Origin of the sequence: Streptomyces sp. NPDC088817, from assembly GCF_044750345.1 — a bacterium.
In the GTDB taxonomy this organism is placed as follows: domain Bacteria; phylum Actinomycetota; class Actinomycetes; order Streptomycetales; family Streptomycetaceae; genus Streptomyces.
On record NZ_JBIVJN010000008.1, the window covers coordinates 148149 to 163944 of the forward strand.

The 15796-nt window shown below is 72.4% G+C and carries 12 protein-coding genes; 4 read left to right on the plus strand and 8 right to left on the minus strand.

Translation table 11 applies throughout. The features are described from left to right. Window positions 1-65: 65 nt before the first annotated feature. The gene (locus ACIP4X_RS17000) at window positions 66-1859 is read right to left on the minus strand and encodes a 5'-nucleotidase C-terminal domain-containing protein (protein ID WP_391454571.1); all 1794 of its coding nucleotides are present in this window, start codon (window positions 1857-1859) and stop codon (window positions 66-68) included. 429 nt (window positions 1860-2288) lie between these two features. Between ACIP4X_RS17000 and ACIP4X_RS17005 the strand changes: the two genes are divergently transcribed. Then, complete coding sequence (locus ACIP4X_RS17005) at window positions 2289-3320, plus strand: cytochrome c oxidase assembly protein (protein ID WP_358729804.1); 1032 nt, start codon at window positions 2289-2291, stop codon at window positions 3318-3320. A 54-nt stretch (window positions 3321-3374) separates the two neighbouring features. On the opposite strand, the gene ACIP4X_RS17010 is transcribed toward ACIP4X_RS17005, so the two are convergent. From ACIP4X_RS17010 to rhaI, 7 genes are all read right to left on the minus strand, one after another. After that, on the minus strand, window positions 3375-3962 hold the full coding sequence (locus tag ACIP4X_RS17010) for a TetR family transcriptional regulator (RefSeq protein ID WP_391454734.1): 588 nt from the start codon (window positions 3960-3962) through the stop codon (window positions 3375-3377). Window positions 3963-4105: 143 nt separating this feature from the next. Next, on the minus strand, window positions 4106-4753 hold the full coding sequence (locus ACIP4X_RS17015; RefSeq protein WP_358729800.1) for a lactate utilization protein C: 648 nt from the start codon (window positions 4751-4753) through the stop codon (window positions 4106-4108). After that, window positions 4750-6246: a LutB/LldF family L-lactate oxidation iron-sulfur protein gene (locus tag ACIP4X_RS17020; protein WP_358729799.1), complete on the minus strand. Its 1497-nt coding sequence runs from the start codon at window positions 6244-6246 to the stop codon at window positions 4750-4752. The genes ACIP4X_RS17015 and ACIP4X_RS17020 overlap by 4 nt, the downstream gene beginning before the upstream one ends. Next, complete coding sequence (locus ACIP4X_RS17025) at window positions 6243-6998, minus strand: (Fe-S)-binding protein (protein WP_358729798.1); 756 nt, start codon at window positions 6996-6998, stop codon at window positions 6243-6245. Before ACIP4X_RS17025 ends, ACIP4X_RS17020 begins: the two co-directional genes overlap by 4 nt. A gap of 182 nt (window positions 6999-7180) precedes the next feature. Continuing rightward, a complete protein-coding gene (locus ACIP4X_RS17030; RefSeq protein WP_391454569.1) occupies window positions 7181-8632 on the minus strand; it encodes an FGGY-family carbohydrate kinase in 1452 nt (483 codons plus the stop codon). After that, a complete protein-coding gene (locus tag ACIP4X_RS17035; RefSeq protein WP_391454568.1) occupies window positions 8629-10668 on the minus strand; it encodes a bifunctional aldolase/short-chain dehydrogenase in 2040 nt (679 codons plus the stop codon). Before ACIP4X_RS17035 ends, ACIP4X_RS17030 begins: the two co-directional genes overlap by 4 nt. Before the next feature lie 75 nt (window positions 10669-10743). Further along, a complete protein-coding gene (rhaI, locus tag ACIP4X_RS17040; protein ID WP_358729795.1) occupies window positions 10744-11904 on the minus strand; it encodes an L-rhamnose isomerase in 1161 nt (386 codons plus the stop codon). A 315-nt stretch (window positions 11905-12219) separates the two neighbouring features. Between rhaI and ACIP4X_RS17045 the strand changes: the two genes are divergently transcribed. Genes ACIP4X_RS17045 through ACIP4X_RS17055 form a run of 3 tightly spaced genes read left to right on the plus strand, consistent with a single transcriptional unit; the run spans window position 12220 to window position 15786 of the window. Then, the gene (locus tag ACIP4X_RS17045) at window positions 12220-13734 is read left to right on the plus strand and encodes an ATP-binding cassette domain-containing protein (protein ID WP_391454567.1); all 1515 of its coding nucleotides are present in this window, start codon (window positions 12220-12222) and stop codon (window positions 13732-13734) included. Continuing rightward, window positions 13731-14771: an ABC transporter permease gene (locus ACIP4X_RS17050; RefSeq protein WP_358729793.1), complete on the plus strand. Its 1041-nt coding sequence runs from the start codon at window positions 13731-13733 to the stop codon at window positions 14769-14771. Before ACIP4X_RS17045 ends, ACIP4X_RS17050 begins: the two co-directional genes overlap by 4 nt. Then, entirely contained in the window at window positions 14764-15786 is a 1023-nt protein-coding gene (locus ACIP4X_RS17055) for an ABC transporter permease (protein WP_358729792.1), read from the plus strand. Before ACIP4X_RS17050 ends, ACIP4X_RS17055 begins: the two co-directional genes overlap by 8 nt. Window positions 15787-15796: the final 10 nt, after the last annotated feature.

Here is a 15796-nt window from a genome sequence, read left to right on the forward strand (position 1 = left end):
AGGGCGGGCCCCCGAAAGGGCCCGCCCTCGTCCGATCGCTCGGATCGCCGTCCGTGCGACGGTGGTTACTTCACGACGGTGACGCGGTCGGCGGCCGTCGGCGCGTACGGCGCGGCGGCCGAGGTGTTCGCCGTCAGGTAGTCGACCAGGGCGACCAGGTCGTCGCTGCCGACGAGCTGGTCGGTGCCCTTGGCGAACTCGGTGAAGCCGTCACCGCCGTCGGCCAGGAAGGAGTTCATGGCGACGCGGTAGGTGGCGTTGGGGTCGACCGGCTTGCCGTCCACCCGGATGGAGTCCTCGACGACGCGGTCGGCGCCCGTCTTGGTCAGGTCCAGGGTGTAGGTGAGGCTGCTGGAGATCTGCAGGTACTTGGGGGCGGCGGCGTTGCCGCCGCTGACCTGCTGCTTCAGCACGGTGACCAGCTGCGCGCCGGTCAGGTTCTTGAGGTTGACCGTGTTGCTGAACGGCTGCACCGCGAAGCCCTCACCGAAGGTCACGACGCCGTCGCCCTCGTTGCCGGAGGCGGCGTAGACCAGGTCGGCGCGGATGCCGCCCGGGTTCATCAGCGCCACGACGGCGCGGCTGTCCAGGGACTTGGCGTGCGCGAGCTGCGCGTCCGCGATCAGGTCGCCCAGCGGCGACTCGACGGCGCCGTTGCGGGTGATGTCCTTGGTGATGTAGCCGACCGGCTTGTTGGCGACCGGCGCGGCCAGGGTCCGCCAGTAGTCGAGCAGCTGCGTCAGGTCGGCCGCCTTGGACTGGGTCCGGTCGACGACGCGGTTGGAGCCCTTGACCGTGGCGCGGACGATGTCGTCGGTGCGCGGGTCGTACTTCATGTTCAGCTCGGTGAACAGCCGGCCGTAGGAGGCGGCGCTGGTCACCAGGCGCGGGTGGCCCGCCGGGTCCGGGATGGAGCAGACGTACGCGTTGTGGGTGTGGCCGGTGACGAGGGCGTCGACCTCCGGCGCGACCTTCTTGGCGATGTCCACGATCGGACCGCTCAGACCGGTGCTGCCGCCCGCGTCGCAGTCGTAGTTGTACGCAGAGGAGGCCGGGTATCCACCCTCGTGGACCAGCGCGACGATCGCGTGGATGCCCTTCTTCTGGAGCTCCTTGGTGTACTTGTTGATCGTCTCGGCCTCGTCGAGGAACTTCAGTCCCTTGACGCCCGCGGCCGTGACGACGTCCGGCGTGCCCTTGAGGGTGACGCCGATGAAGCCGACCTTCGCGCCCTTGACGTTCTGGACGACGTACGGCTTGAGAAGCGGCTTGCCGGTCTTCTCGTTGATCACGTTGGCCGACAGGATCGGGTAGTCGGCGCCCTTGAACTTGCGCCCCTTGGCGTAGCAGCCGTCGGCCGGGTGGCAGCCGCCGTTCTGGAGGCGGAGCAGCTCGTCCTTGCCCTCGTCGAACTCGTGGTTGCCCACGCCGGTGACGTCGAGGCCGAGCTTGTTCATCGCCTCGATGGTCGGCTCGTCGTGGAAGAGGCCGGACAGCAGCGGGCTGGCGCCGACGATGTCGCCCGCGGCGACGGTCAGCGACCGGTCGTGGCCCTTGCGGGCGGTGCGCAGGCTGCTCGCCAGGTACTCCACGCCGCCGGCGTCGATGTCCTTCGTGGTGCCGTCGGCCTGCCTCTCGGTGACCCGGCCGGAGGAGCCGGCGGGCGGCTCCAGGTTGCCGTGGAAGTCGTTGATGGCGAGGAGCTGGAGGTCCTTCAGCGGCGCCGATTTGGCGGCGGGGCCGGCCTGCGCGGGGTTCGCCGCGACGAGGGCGCCGGCGGTGGCCAGCGTGGCGGCCGCGGCGAGCGCCGCCACGACGACTCTTCGTGGAGCCGGGCGGCGGGAGTGGGTCGGCGACATGGTGCCTTCCTGGTGTGACTGGAGAAAGAGGGGGCAGCAGGCCGCAGCCTAGGGTCAACGCGCGTAGTTGTCAGGAACTTTGCGGTTACGGACAGGTTTCCATCTGGGGGACCTTCGTTGTTCAGGGCGATTTTGACTGTTTCGCGTGGACGTCGAGGGGTCGTCGTCCAGGTAAGCCCACGGTGAGGAATGCGTGAGAAGTCACCCGCCGGCCGGGGTGCGAGGGTGTCGCCGAACGGCTTTCCCCCGGCCTCCGGGGGCGCCCTCGGGCCCCGGCTCCCGGACGGTTCGCCCTGTTTCGCAGCCCTTTCGCGGGGCGCGGTGCGACGCGCCGGACACCCGCACCCCGCCGCCCCGCCCGCGGCCGCCGGCCGCTACCGTCCGCTGGGGGCATGAACCGACTCGTCCCCTGTGGGCGAATGGAGAAGGATGCGCATGATTCCTGACGCGGTGACCGGACTGTCGGCCGGGCAGCTCGCCGAGCCGACGCTCGGTCGGCTGCTGTCCTCGTGGCAGGTCGACGTCCCGGCGCTGGTCGTGGTGGCCGTCCTGGGCGGACTGTACGGCTGGGGCGTGCTGCGGCTGCGGCGGCAGGGCCGGAGCTGGTCGCCCGCCCGGACCGCCGCCTTCGCGCTGCTCGGACTGGGCACGCTGGTGGTGGCCACGATGTCGGCGCTGGCCGTGTACGACCACGTCCTGTTCTGGCCCGCCGCCGTGCAGAACATCCTTCTCGACCTGGTCGCGCCCCTCGGCCTGGCCCTCGGCGACCCGCTGCGGCTCGCGGTGGAGGCCCTGCCGGAGGACAGGGCGGAGCGGGTCCGGCGGGCGATGGCCGGCCGGGTGGTGCGCCTGCTCACCTTTCCCCTGGTCAGCACGGCCCTCGTGCTCGCCACCGAGCTCGTCGTCTACTTCACGCCGTACTTCGCCACCGCGCTGCGCGTCGGCTGGCTGCACGAGCTGATGTACCTGCACCTGCTCACCGCGGGCTGCCTGTTCGTCGTCCCCATGCTCACCCACGAGCAGGCGCTGCCGTCCTGGTGCACTCATCCGGTGCGGGCCGCGCTGGTGTTCCTGGACGGCATCGTCGACGCGGTGCCGGGAATCGTGGTGATGACCCACGGAACACTGATCGCGGGGGCCTGGTACCAGCAGCACGCGCCCACCTGGGCCACCGACGTCCACCACGACCAGCAGATCGGCGGCGGCGCGATGCTCAGCATCGCCGAACTGGTCGCGCTCCCCTTCATCCTGGCGATCCTGGTGCAGTGGGCGCGCGCCGAACGCGTCCAGAACGCCGCCCTCGACCGCCGCCTCGACCAGGAGCTCGCCCGCGTCGCCGTACCGTCCGGCCCGGCCGGCGAGCAGGCCGCGGTGTCCGCGCCCGTGCTCGTCCGGCCGTGGTGGGAGACCGAGCAGAACGAGGTGGCCGACAGGATCCGGCGGCAGCGCGGCACCGGCTGACCCCCGTCCCGCCCACCGAGGCGCAGGCCCCGGTCCTCCGTCGGGGGCCGGGGCCTACGCCTCGGCAAGGGCGGCCACGGCGCCCGTGGCCAGCAGGACCGCGCGCCGTGTCACCGCGTCGAAGTCGTCGCCCGACTCCAGGGCCGTCGTCGCCGCGTTCACCAGACCCTGCAACAGGCGCGCCGTGCGCTGCGGGGCGTCGTCGCCCAGCTCGGCCAGCTTGGCGATCAGAGGTTCGAGGATCTGCGCGTGCGCCTCGGCCGCGCCCTCCCGCAGGGCGGCCGCGTCAGGGTCACCGGCCAGGGCCCGGGCGATCCGGTGCTCCCCGTCCCGTACCAGGATCAGCTGCGCGCGCACATGGGCCGCTACGCATTCGACGGGCGTCCGCGCCCCGGCCATCTCCTCCTGGATGCGCGCCGTCCAGCGGGGCGTCGCCTCGCGCACGACCTCCGCCAGCAGCTCGCCGCGGTCGGCGAAGTACTTGTAGACGCTGTTCCGTGCCAGCCCCGTACGTGCCGCCACCGCCGCGAAGGTGACCGCCGAGGCGTCGCCCTCCTGGAGCAGTTGCCGCGCGGCGACGACCAGCGCCCTGCGCTGCTGGGCCCGGTGGTCGGCGGCTGCGTCACCGTGGTCGCCACCCACGACCCGGTGGTGGAGGCGGCGGCGGACCGCGTCGTCGACATGGCCGCCCTGCGGGCCGGCTCCCGGCCGGCGGCCTGAGCAGCCGCCGCCGCTCACCGTGCCACCAGCCCCACCAGGAACGAGGCCGGGCGGGAGGCGGGCGGTCACGTCCCGCGCACCAGCACCACCTCCAGGGTGCGCGGCCCGTGTACGCCCTCCACCCGGTCCAGTTCGATGTCGCTGGTGGCGGAGGGGCCGGAGATCCAGGTCAGCGGGCGGCCCGGGTCGAGCCGGTCCAGTGCCTGCGGCACGGAGGACACGACCTGGTCCGGGACGCGCACCACACAGATGTGGTGGTCGGGGACGAGGGTGATCCGGCGGCGGCCCTGGTCGGGGGAGCCGTCCAGCACGAGGGTGCCGGTCTCGGCGACGGCGACCGCGCAGCCGGTGACGACGCTGTCGACCCGGTCGAGCTCACGCGCGGTGGTGTCCGGCCGGTCCGTGATCCGGGTGATCTCGATGGCGGCCGGCCAGTCCTCCTCCAGCCCGGGCGGTACGAGGACGGTCTTCGAGCCCCGCTCGCCGAGCAGGTGGGCGATCAGCCGGGGCAGCGCCTCGGCGTCGCAGCGGTGCACGATCGCCCGGTAGTCGGCCAGGTTCTCGGCGAGCAGGTCCACCGTCTCCTCGGTGCTCCGCTCGCCGTGCTGCCGAAGGTAGTCGCGGGACACCGCCCGCTCGTACGGCACGTCGTCCGGCGGTACGTCCGCGAGGGCGCGCCGTACCCGGCCCAGGATCCGGTCCCGGCTGTTCACTTCGCCCCTTCCTTTCCCCCGTGCGTGCGCTGCCACCAGTCGCGGAACGGTTCCGCCGGCACCGGCGGCAGATCACGGGTCCCGGTCCAGGCCCGGCCGGGGCCGGGCAGCGTGCGGGGGTGGAAGCGGCGGGTGCGGGACGCGAGCCGCTGGCCGCCGCGCAGGGCGCCGGGGCGGGTGAGGGCCCAGCGGGCCGCGCGCATCGCCGCGCGCTCGGCGGCGTGCCCCTTGGCCGGCTTGAGGAGCACCTTGTTGCCCGCCCGCGTCACCGGGCCGCCCTCGACGACGCGTTCGCGCAGGTGGACCAGCACCTCGGGGATGTCGATGGCGACCGGGCACACCTCGTAGCAGGCGCCGCACAGCGAGGACGCGTACGGCAGGGAGGCGTCGATCTCGCTTGCCGTGCCGCGCAGTTGGGGGCTGAGGATGGCGCCGATCGGGCCGGGGTAGACCGACCCGTACGCGTGCCCGCCGGCCCGCTCGTAGACCGGGCAGACGTTCAGGCACGCCGAGCAGCGGATGCACCGCAGGGCCTGGCGGCCGACCTCGTCGGCGAGCGTGTCGGTGCGTCCGTTGTCCAGGAGCACCAGATGGAAGGTCCGCGGCCCGTCGCCGTCGGTGGTGCCGGTCCACATGGACGTGTACGGGTTCATCCGCTCGGCCGTCGAGGAGCGGGGGAGCGTCTGGAGGAAGACTTCCAGGTCGCGCCAGGTGGGCACGATCTTCTCGATGCCGACGACCGAGATCAGCGTCTCGGGCAGGGTCAGGCACATCCGCCCGTTGCCCTCGGACTCGACCACGACCAGCGTGCCCGTCTCGGCGACGACGAAGTTGGCGCCGGAGACGCCGACCTTGGCCCGCAGGAACTTCTCCCGCAGGTGCAGCCGGGCGGCCTCGGCGAGTTCGGCGGGCGCGTCCGTGAGCCCCTCGGGGGCCGGTCGGCCCCACTCGCCCATCTCGGAGCGGAAGACGTCCCGGATCTCGCCGCGGTTGCGGTGGATCGCGGGCACCAGGATGTGCGAGGGCCGGTCGTGGCCCAACTGCACGATCAGCTCGGCGAGATCGGTCTCGTAGGCCCGGATGCCCCCGGCTTCGAGTGCCTCGTTGAGGCCGATCTCCTGGGTGGCCATCGACTTGACCTTGACGACCTCGCGCTCGCCCGTCGCCTTGACCAGTGAGGCCACGATCCGGTTGGCCTCCTCGGCGTCGGCGGCCCAGTGGACGGTGCCGCCCGCGGCGGTGACCGCCTCTTCCGCCTGCACCAGATACCGGTCCAGATGGCGCAGGGTGTGGTCCTTGATCTGCCGGCCCGCCTCCCGCAGCGCCGCCCAGTCCGGCATCTCCGCCACGGCCGCGGCCCGCTTGGCGCGGATGGTGTGCGTGGCGTGGCGCAGATTTCCGCGCAGGGTGGTGTCGCGCACGGCGTCGTGCGCGGCCCGGGGAAAGGCCGGGAACGCCGGGGGGCCGGGCATGCCCAGGAACGTCGCGCTCATGCCGCGGCCTCCTCCTCCGTGCCGGCCAGGATCTCCGCGATGTGCACCGGCCGCATCCGCGTCCCGAGGCGGGCCATCGTGCCGCCGATGTGCATCAGGCACGAGTTGTCGCCCGCGCACAGCACCTCCGCGCCGGTCGACTCGGCGTTGCGGACCTTGTCCGCACCCATCGCCGCCGAGACATCGGGGTTCTTCACCGCGAAGGTGCCGCCGAAACCGCAGCACTCCTCGGCCCCGGGCAGCTCCACCAGCTCGAGGCCCTTGACGGCCCGCAGCAGCCGCAGCGGACGGTCGCCCAGGCCCAGGCCGCGCAGCCCGTGGCAGGTCGGGTGATAGGTCACCGTGTGCGGGTAGTACGCGCCCACGTCCGTCACCCCCAGCACGTCCACCAGGAACTCCGTCAGCTCGTACGTCTTCGGCACCACCGGGGCCAGGGTGGTCGCGAGCCCGCCGCCGCGGCCCTCGGCCCGTGCGCGGGCGCCCATGCGCGGATACAGCTCCCGCACCATCGCGCCGCAGGAACCGGACGGTGTCACGATCGCCTCGTAGCCCCGGAAGACCTCCGAGAAATGCCGGGCCAGCGGCTCGGCCTCATGCCGGTAGCCGGTGTTGTAGTGCGCCTGTCCGCAGCAGGTCTGGGCCATCGGGAAGTCCACCTCGACGCCCAGCCTGGTCAGGAGCTTCACCACCGCGCGCCCGGTGTCCGGATAGAGCGTGTCGTTGACGCAGGTCAGGAACAGAGCGACACGCATCGCGGCTCCTCGTCGTCGGTCGTCGGACAGGTGATGGGGGCACCGCCCATACGCGTTCAGCGTAGTGGGGGAGCGATCAGGCGCGGGGCCCGGCGGACCGGCGTGGCGGAGACCACGAGCCCCGGCCCGGCACCGGCTCAAGGGGCGACGGCTCACGGGGTGACGATTCACGGAGTGACGGCTCACGGGGTGGCGGCGAGCCGGGCCTCGGCCGCGCGCCACGCCGCCGCGTCGCCGCCCGGCTCGTACCGCACGAGCGGCTGCGTCCGGGCGAGCAGGGCCCGCATCCCGGCCCGGTCGCCGACGAGCCCGTGCGCGCGGGCCTGCACCAGGACGTTGCCGAGGGCCGCCGCCTCGGCCGGTCCGGCGACCACGGGCAGCCCGCAGGCGTCCGCGGTCAGCCGGCACAGCAGGGCGTTGCGGGCGCCCCCGCCCACGAGGTGCACGACATCGACGGGGTGGTCGGCGAGCCGCTGAGCCTCGGCGACCGCACGGCGGTGGGCGAGGGCGAGGGAGTCGAGGACGCAACGGGTGATCTCGGCGGGGGAGCCGGGCACCGGCTGCCCCGAGGCCCCGCAGGCCGCCGCGATGCGCTGCGGCATCCGGTCCGGCGCGAGGAAGACCGTGTCGCCCGCGTCCACGACCGACCGGAGCGCGGGCACCTCGGCGGCCTCCCGCAGCAGCCCGTCCAGGTCCGGTTCGCCCCAGGCCCGCAGGCACTCCTGGAGCAGCCACAGCCCCATGATGTTGCGCAGATGGCGGACCGTGCCGTCGAGCCCCAGCTCGTTGGTGAAGTTGGCGGCGCGGCTGTCCTCGGTGAGCACCGGAGCGTCCAGCTCCAGACCGGCCAGCGACCAGGTGCCCGTGCAGATGTACGCGAACCGTTCCCCGGAGGCGGGCACGGCGGCCACCGCGGACGCCGTGTCGTGCGAGGCGACGGCCGTCACCGGCACCGGCCCGCGCAGCCCGGTCTCCCGCAGCACCTCGGGCCGCAGCACGCCCGCCGGATCCCCGGGCCGGCGCAGCGGCGCGAACAGGTCCAGGTCGACACCCAGCCGGGCCGCGACCTCGTACGACCAGTCGCGCGTGCGCGGGTCGACGAGCTGGGTGGTCGAGGCGTTGGTGAGTTCCGTGCCCTGCTCGCCCGTGAGCCAGTACGTCAGCAGGTCGGGAATCAGCAACAGGCGCCGTGCGGCGGCGAGTTGGGGGGAGAGGCGGGAGGCCGTCAGTTGGTACAGGGTGTTGAAGGGCGCGTACTGGATGCCGGTCGCCGCGTACAGTTCGGCGGCCGGCACCGTCGCCCACACCGTCCGCGCCACGCCCTCGGTGCGCGCGTCGCGGTAGTGGACGGGGTTGCCGAGCAGGGCGCCGTCCGCGTCGAGCAGGCCGTAGTCCACGGCCCAGCCGTCGATGCCGACGGAATCCACCGGGCCCGCCGCCCGCAGCCCGTCGAGCACCCCGGCGTACAGGGCGAGCACGTCCCAGCGCAGCCCCTCCGGAAGCCGTACCGGCCGGTTGGGGAAGCGGTGTGCCTCGGTCAGCTCCAGCCGGTCGCGGCCGACCCGCCCGACCATGACCCGGCCGCTGGACGCGCCGAGGTCGACGGCGGCGTACGCCCTCACGTCCGGGCTCATCGCAGGAAGGCGGCCGCGACACCGGCGTCGACCGGGACGTGCAGCCCCGTCGTGTGGGTCAGCTCCCCGCCGGTCAGTGCGAAGACGGCGTTCGCCACGTGCTCGGGCAGCACCTCCCGCTTCAGCAGCGTCCGCCGGGCGTAGAACTCGCCCAGCTTGTCCTCCGGCACTCCGTACACGGCGGCCCGTTGCGCGCCCCAGCCGCCCGCGAAGATCCCGGAGCCGCGGACGACTCCGTCCGGGTTGACGCCGTTGACCCGGATCCCGTGCTCGCCCAACTCTGCTGCTAGGAGACGCACTTGATGCGCCTGGTCGGCCTTGGTGGCCGAGTAGGCGATGTTGTGGGGCCCGGCGAACACGGCGTTCTTGGAAGCGATGTAGACGATGTCCCCGCCCAGCCCCTGGGCGATCATCACCCGCGCCGCCTCCCGCGAGACCAGGAACGAGCCGCGCGCCATGATGGCGTGCTGGCGGTCCCAGTCCTCGGCCGAGGTCTCCAGCAACGGCTTGGAGATCGAGATGCCGGCGTTGTTGACGACCAGGTCCACCCCGCCGAAGGCGAGCAGGGCCGCCTCGAAGGCAGCCGCGATCTGCTCCTCGTCCGTCACGTCCACCGGCACGGCGACCGCCTTGTCGGGCCCGCCGAGCTCCCCGGCGACGGCGGCGGCGCTCCGGCCGTTCATGTCGGCGACGACGACGCACGCGCCCTCGTCGGCGAGCCGTCGCGCGATGGCCCTGCCGATGCCGCTGCCCGCGCCGGTGACGAGCGCGACGCGGGTGGCGAGCGGCTTCGGCGCGGGCATCCGCCGGAGCTTGGCCTCCTCCAGCTCCCAGTACTCGATACGGAACTTCTCCGACTCATCGATCGGCGCGTACGCCGACACGGCCTCCGCGCCCCGCATGACGTTGATCGCGTTGACGTAGAACTCGCCGGACACCCGGGCCGTCTGCTTGTCCCTGCCGAAGGAGAACATGCCGACGCCCGGTACGAGCACGATCGCCGGGTCCGCGCCGCGCATCGCGGGGGAGTCGGGCCGGGCGTGCCGCCGGTAGTAGGCGGTGTACTCCTCGCGGTACTCGGCGTGCAGTTCCTTCAGCCGGGCGATCGCCTGCTCCGGCGGAGCCGTCGGCGGCAGGTCGAGCACGAGCGGCCGGACCTTGGTGCGCAGGAAGTGGTCGGGGCAGGAGGTGCCGAGCGCGGCGAGCCGCGGATGCCCGGCACGGGAGAGGAAGTCCAGTACGGCGGGGGTGTCGCTGAAGTGACCGACCTGCGCCCTGTCCTGGGAGGCGATCGCCCGCACGTACGGCGCGAGGGCGGCGGCCCGCTTCCGCCGCTCGCCCTCGGGGAGCGCCTCGTACCCCTCGACGACCGCCCCGAACGGCTCGGGCTTCCCGTGCTCGGCGAGGAATGCCTCGGCGGTGCGGATGATGTGCAGCGAGTTGCGCTCGCACTCCTCGGAGTCCGCGCCCCACGCGGTGATTCCGTGCCCGCCGAGCACACAGCCGATCGCCCGCGGGTTGGCCTCCCTGACCGCGGCGATGTCCAGCCCGAGCTGGAACCCGGGCCGCCGCCACGGCACCCACACCACACGGTCCCCGAAGCACTCCGCGGTCAGCTTCTCCCCGTCGGCGGCGCAGGCGAGCGCGATACCGGAGTCGGGGTGCAGATGGTCCACGTGCGGGGCGCCGACCAGCCCGTGCATGGCGGTGTCGATGGAGGGCGCCGCTCCGCCCTTGCCGTGCAGGCAGTAGTAGAACGCGGCGACCATCTCGTCCTCGCGCTCCACACCGGGGTAGACGCCGGCGAGCGCCCTCAGCCGGTCCAGCCGCAGCACGGCGAGACCGGCCTCGGTGAGTGTCCCGAGATCGCCTCCGGAGCCCTTCACCCACATCAGCTCGACGTCGTCGCCGGTGACGGGGTCGGTGGCGACGCCCTTCGCGGACATGTTGCCGCCCGCGTAGTTGGTGTTGCGGGGATCGGCACCGAGCCGATGGGACCGGGACAGAAGGGCGGAGGCTTCGGGGTGCGGCGACATGGGGTTCCCTTCAGGGGGAGGGGTGTGCAAGGGAGGGGAGGGAAGTACGAGAACGGGCATGAGGGCTTCCCTGGACTACGCCCCCCACCCGGACTGCCGGCCACCCACCCGCTCGGCCACGATCTTCTCCGCCCACCCCGACCGGCGGTACGCCGCGAGAGGATCGGCATCCAGCCCCATCTCCTCCCGCACCTCACGCAGCAACGGCCGGACATCCGTGTTGTACGCGTCCATCAGCACCGCGTTGGCCTCCAGCACGTCCCCGGAGTGCTGCGCGGCGGCCAGCGCCTCGCGGTCCGTCAACAGGGCCTTGGCCGTGGCCTCCTGGACGTTCATCACCGACCGGATGATCGCCGGGATCTTCGCCTCGATGTTGTGGCACTGGTCGAGCATGAACGCGACCCCGGACGTCAGCCCGCCCCCGCGCACCACCTCGTACATGATCCGGAAGAGCTGGAAGGGATCGGCCGCGCCCACCATCAGGTCGTCGTCCGCGTAGAACCGGGAGTTGAAGTCGAACCCGCCGAGCCTCTCCTCCCGCAGCAGGGTGGCGACGATGAACTCGATGTTCGTGCCCGGCGCGTGGTGCCCGGTGTCCACCACGACCCGCGCCTTCGGGCCCAGCTTCAGGCAGTGCGCGTACGCCGTGCCCCAGTCCGGGACGTCCGTGGTGTAGAAGGACGGCTCGAAGAGCTTGTACTCCAGCAGCATCCGCTGACCCTCGCCGAGCCGCTCGTACACCTCGGCCAGCCCCTCGCCCAGCCGGTCCTGCCGTCCGCGGATGTCGTCCTGGCCGGGATAGTTCGTGCCGTCGGCGAACCAGAGCTTCAGATCGTTCGATCCGGTGGCGTCCATGATGTCGACGCACTCCAGCAGATGGCCGACCGCCTTGCGCCGCACCGCCGCGTCCGGATGGCAGATGCTGCCGAGCCGGTAGTCGTCGTCCTGGAAGGTGTTGGAGTTGATCGCGCCCAGCCGCAGACCGCGGTCCTCGGCGTGCCGGGCGAGCGCCGCGTAGTCGTCGGTCCCGTCCCACGGGATGTGCAGGCCGACGGTCGGCGCGACGCCGGTGACGGCGTGCACCTGGGCCGCGTCGTCCACCTTCTCCCACGGCGTACGCGGCACGCCCGCCTGCGCGAACACCTTGAAGCGTGTCCCCGAGTTCCCGTACGCCCACGACGGCGTCTCGACGGCCTGGGTCCTGAGGGCGGCCTTCACCGCGGCGAGGTCGGTCACTGCGAGGCTCCTGTGACGGCTTTTGTGAGGGCTTTCGTGACGGCTTCGAGAACCGGCTCCGAACCAGCTCTTGCCACCGGCTCGTGTGAAACGATTCAGTACCCCGACGCTAGGAGTCGCCGGTGTGGGTGTCAACCCTTCCGGTACGGGTCGCGCTCCGTACACCCCTGAGCTCACGCCGAGTTGTCGATGCCGCACTGTTTTCGATCCGCACCCATTGACGTGACATCCGCTCCCGTCCTAACGTCCCGGCCACCAGGTTGAAACCTTTCACGACGTGGGGCGGCCCTCCGCCGGCGTCGTCGAGGAGCCCCCATGACTCACCCGTCCGACACGGGTCCGGCCCCGGTGCTGGCGCTCAGGGACGTCTCGAAGTCCTTCGGCGCGGTGCGTGCCCTCAGGAACGTGTCCCTGGAACTGCTTCCGGGAGAGGTGCACGCCCTCGCCGGGGAGAACGGCGCGGGCAAGTCGACCCTCATCAAGGTCCTCGCCGGGGTGCACCGGCCCGACGCGGGCCAGGTGCTGCTCGACGGCGCACCCGTCGTCTTCCACGGCCCCGGCGACGCCCGGGACGCCGGCATCGCCGTGATCTACCAGGAACCGACGCTCTTCCCCGATCTGTCGATCGCCGAGAACATCTTCATGAGCCGCAGGCCCCGGCGGACCCTGGGCCGTATCGACCACCACGCCACCCGCGAGGCCACCCGCGCCCTGATGGGGCGGCTCGGTGTCGACCTCGACCCCGACCGTCCCGCGCGCGGACTGTCCATCGCCGACCAGCAGATCGTCGAGATCGCCAAGGCGCTCTCCTTCGACGCCCGCGTCCTGATCATGGACGAGCCGACCGCGGCCCTGACCGGCAGCGAGGTCGCCCGCCTGTTCGGCGTCGTGCGCGCCCTGCGCGACCAGGGCGCCGCGGTGCTGTTCATCTCGCACCGACTGGAGGAGATCTTCGAGATCTGCCGACGGGTGACGACCCTGCGCGACGGCGCCCGGATCGCCGTCGAGCCGCTGGACGGCATGACCGAGGACGACCTCGTACGGCGCATGGTCGGCCGCGACCTCGACGAGCTCTACCCCAAGCAGGACGTGACACCGGGCGGCATCGCGCTCAGCGTGCGCCGGCTGACCCGTGAGGGCGTCTTCACCGACGTCTCCTTCGACGTGCGGCGCGGCGAGATCGTGGGCCTGGCCGGACTGGTCGGCGCCGGGCGTACGGAGGTCGCCCGCGCCGTCTTCGGCATCGACCGGTGGGACGCAGGCGAGGTCGAGGTCGACGGACGCCGGCTCACCAACGGGGCCCCGTCCCTCGCGATGGCCGCCGGGCTGGCGCTGGTCCCCGAGGACCGGCGCGCCCAGGGCCTGGTGATGAACATGTCCATCGAGCGCAACATCGGCCTCACCGGACTCCGTACGACCGTGAGGGCCGGACTGATGGACCGCGGCGCGGAACGGAGCCGCTCCCTGGACTGGGCGGTCAGGCTCCGGGTCAAGTACGCCGGGATCGCCGACGCCGTCTCCACGCTCTCCGGAGGCAACCAGCAGAAGGTCGTCCTCGCCAAGTGGCTCGCCACCGGCCCCAGGGTGCTCATCGTCGACGAGCCGACTCGCGGCATCGACGTCGGCACCAAGGCCGAGGTGCACCGGCTGCTCGGTGAACTGGCCGCCGACGGGGTCGCCGTCCTGATGATCTCCTCCGACCTGCCCGAGATCCTCGGCATGGCCGACCGGGTGCTCGTGATGCACGAGGGCCGGCTGACCGCCGAGATCCCCCGCTCGGATGCCACCGAGGAGGCCGTGATGGCCGCGGCCACGGGGAGGGCCGCGTGACCACGACGGCCCCCAAGCCCGCCCCCACCGCCGAGGCGCAGCGGTCCAGCGGCACCCGGCTGGTCGACCGGGTGTTCAGGATGCGTGAACTCGCCATCCTGGTCGTCCTGCTGGCGCTGATCGCCGTCGCCCAGGCGGGCAACAGCGCGTTCCTGTCCGAGCAGGGCGTCAAGGACCTGCTGCTGAACGCGACCATCCTGGTGCTGGTCGCCACCGGCCAGTCCCTGGTCGTCATCACCCGCAACGTCGACCTGTCGGTCGGCTCCACGCTCGGCATCAGCGCCTTCGCCGCCGGTACATGGCTCCAGGGCGGCGGGAACCCCGTGGTGGCCGTCGCCCTCGCGGTACTCGTCGGGGTCGGCTTCGGCCTGCTGAACGGGCTCCTCGTCAGCCTCGGCCGGGTGCCCGCGCTCGTCGTCACCCTCGGCACGCTCTACATCATCCGCGGCGTCGACTCCGTCTGGGTCGGCTCCCGCCAGATCACCGCGGCCGACCTGCCCGGAGGTTTCGTCGACTTCGGCTCCGGCGGCATCCGCATGGTGCCGTACCTGGCGCTGATCGCCCTCGCCGTCCTGGTGGCGACGGCGTACTGCCTCAAGCACTACGGCAGCGGCCGCGAGCTGTACGCGCTCGGCTCCAACCCGGAGGCCGCCCGCCTCGCCGGCATCCCCGTGCGCAAGCGCGTCCTGGCCGCCTACACCTTCTGCGGCGGCCTCGCAGGACTGGCCGGCGCGATGTACCTGGCCCGGTTCGGCAACGTCGACTCCGGCACCGGCAGCGGATACGAACTCACCGTCGTCAGCGCGGTGGTGGTCGGTGGCGTGGTCTTCACCGGCGGCTCCGGAAGCGTGTACGGCGCGGCCCTCGGCGCCCTGCTGCTGACCTCCGTGAACAGCGTGCTGCCCGCACTCGGCGTCAGCTCCGTCTGGGTGCTGGCGATCAACGGCGTCCTGCTCCTGCTCGCCATCGCGGTCGACCGGGTCGTCGCGCTGCGCGTGGCCTCGGCCCTGAAGAAGAGGAACGCCCGCCATGGCTGACTCCGCCCTCACCCGAGCCGTGCGCTGGGACACCGTCGTCGGTGCCCTGCTCGTCGTGGTCCTGCTGTTCTCCTTCGGCCTCGTCGACGGCTTCGGCAACGCCCTCAACCTGTCGTTCCTGCTCGGCAACACCCTGCCGATCGCGCTGACCGCCCTGCCGATGACCCTCCTGGTGGTCTCCGGTGAGATCGACCTGTCGGTGGCCTCCACCGCCGGACTGTCCGGCGCGGTGATGGGCGCCCTGTGGAACCAGGGCATGGCGATCGAGACGATCATCCCGTTGTGCGTGCTGCTGGGCGCGGTGTGCGGCCTGGTGAACGGCCTGCTGGTGACCAGGCTCGGACTGCCGTCCCTCGCGGTGACCATCGGCACCCTCGCCGCCTACCGCGGCATCGCGCAGATCGTGCTCGGCTCCGACGCGGTGACCGACTTCCCGGAGCAGTACCTGGACTTCGCGGCCGGACGCGTCGGGAACACCTTCCTGCCGCAGGCGTTCCTGCCCTTCCTGCTCCTGCTGGCGATCGCCGTGGTCACCCTGCACGCCACCCCCTTCGGGCGGGCGCTGTTCGCGATCGGCGCCGGCGAGGAGGCGGCCCGGTTCGCCGGCATCCGGGTCAGGCGCGACAAGCTGATCCTGTTCGTCGCCACCGGCTTCATGTCCGCCCTGACCGGCGTCTTCTGGGCCCTGCACTACGCGAGCGCCCGCTACGACAACGCCACGGGGCTCGAACTCTCCGTCGTGGCCGCGGTGTTGCTCGGCGGCATCGACTTCGACGGCGGGAAGGGCACGCTCGGCGGCGCCGTCGCCGGTGTCTTCCTGCTCGGCGCCCTGCAGAACGTGATGAGCCTGCTGAACGTCTCCGCCCAGTCGCAGATCGTCGTCACCGGCGTCCTGCTCGTCGTCTCCGTGCTCGCCCCGCGGGTCGCACACCAGGTCTCCGCCGCCAGGAGCGGGCGCCGAGCCGCCGAGGCGCCCGGGCCGCCCAAGCCGGGTGTGCCCACACCGACTTCGTAGACCGCTCCAC

Bases quoted from the DNA above. Each gene is read 5' to 3' on its own strand.
- ACIP4X_RS17000 (WP_391454571.1), bottom strand. From the start codon at position 1,859: ATGTCGCCGACCCACTCCCGCCGCCCGGCTCCACGAAGAGTCGTCGTG.
- ACIP4X_RS17005 (WP_358729804.1), top strand. From the start codon at position 2,289: ATGCGCATGATTCCTGACGCGGTGACCGGACTGTCGGCCGGGCAGCTC.
- ACIP4X_RS17020 (WP_358729799.1), bottom strand. From the start codon at position 6,246: ATGAGCGCGACGTTCCTGGGCATGCCCGGCCCCCCGGCGTTCCCGGCC.
- ACIP4X_RS17025 (WP_358729798.1), bottom strand. From the start codon at position 6,998: ATGCGTGTCGCTCTGTTCCTGACCTGCGTCAACGACACGCTCTATCCG.
- ACIP4X_RS17030 (WP_391454569.1), bottom strand. From the start codon at position 8,632: ATGAGCCCGGACGTGAGGGCGTACGCCGCCGTCGACCTCGGCGCGTCC.
- ACIP4X_RS17035 (WP_391454568.1), bottom strand. From the start codon at position 10,668: ATGTCGCCGCACCCCGAAGCCTCCGCCCTTCTGTCCCGGTCCCATCGG.
- ACIP4X_RS17045 (WP_391454567.1), top strand. From the start codon at position 12,220: ATGACTCACCCGTCCGACACGGGTCCGGCCCCGGTGCTGGCGCTCAGG.
- ACIP4X_RS17055 (WP_358729792.1), top strand. From the start codon at position 14,764: ATGGCTGACTCCGCCCTCACCCGAGCCGTGCGCTGGGACACCGTCGTC.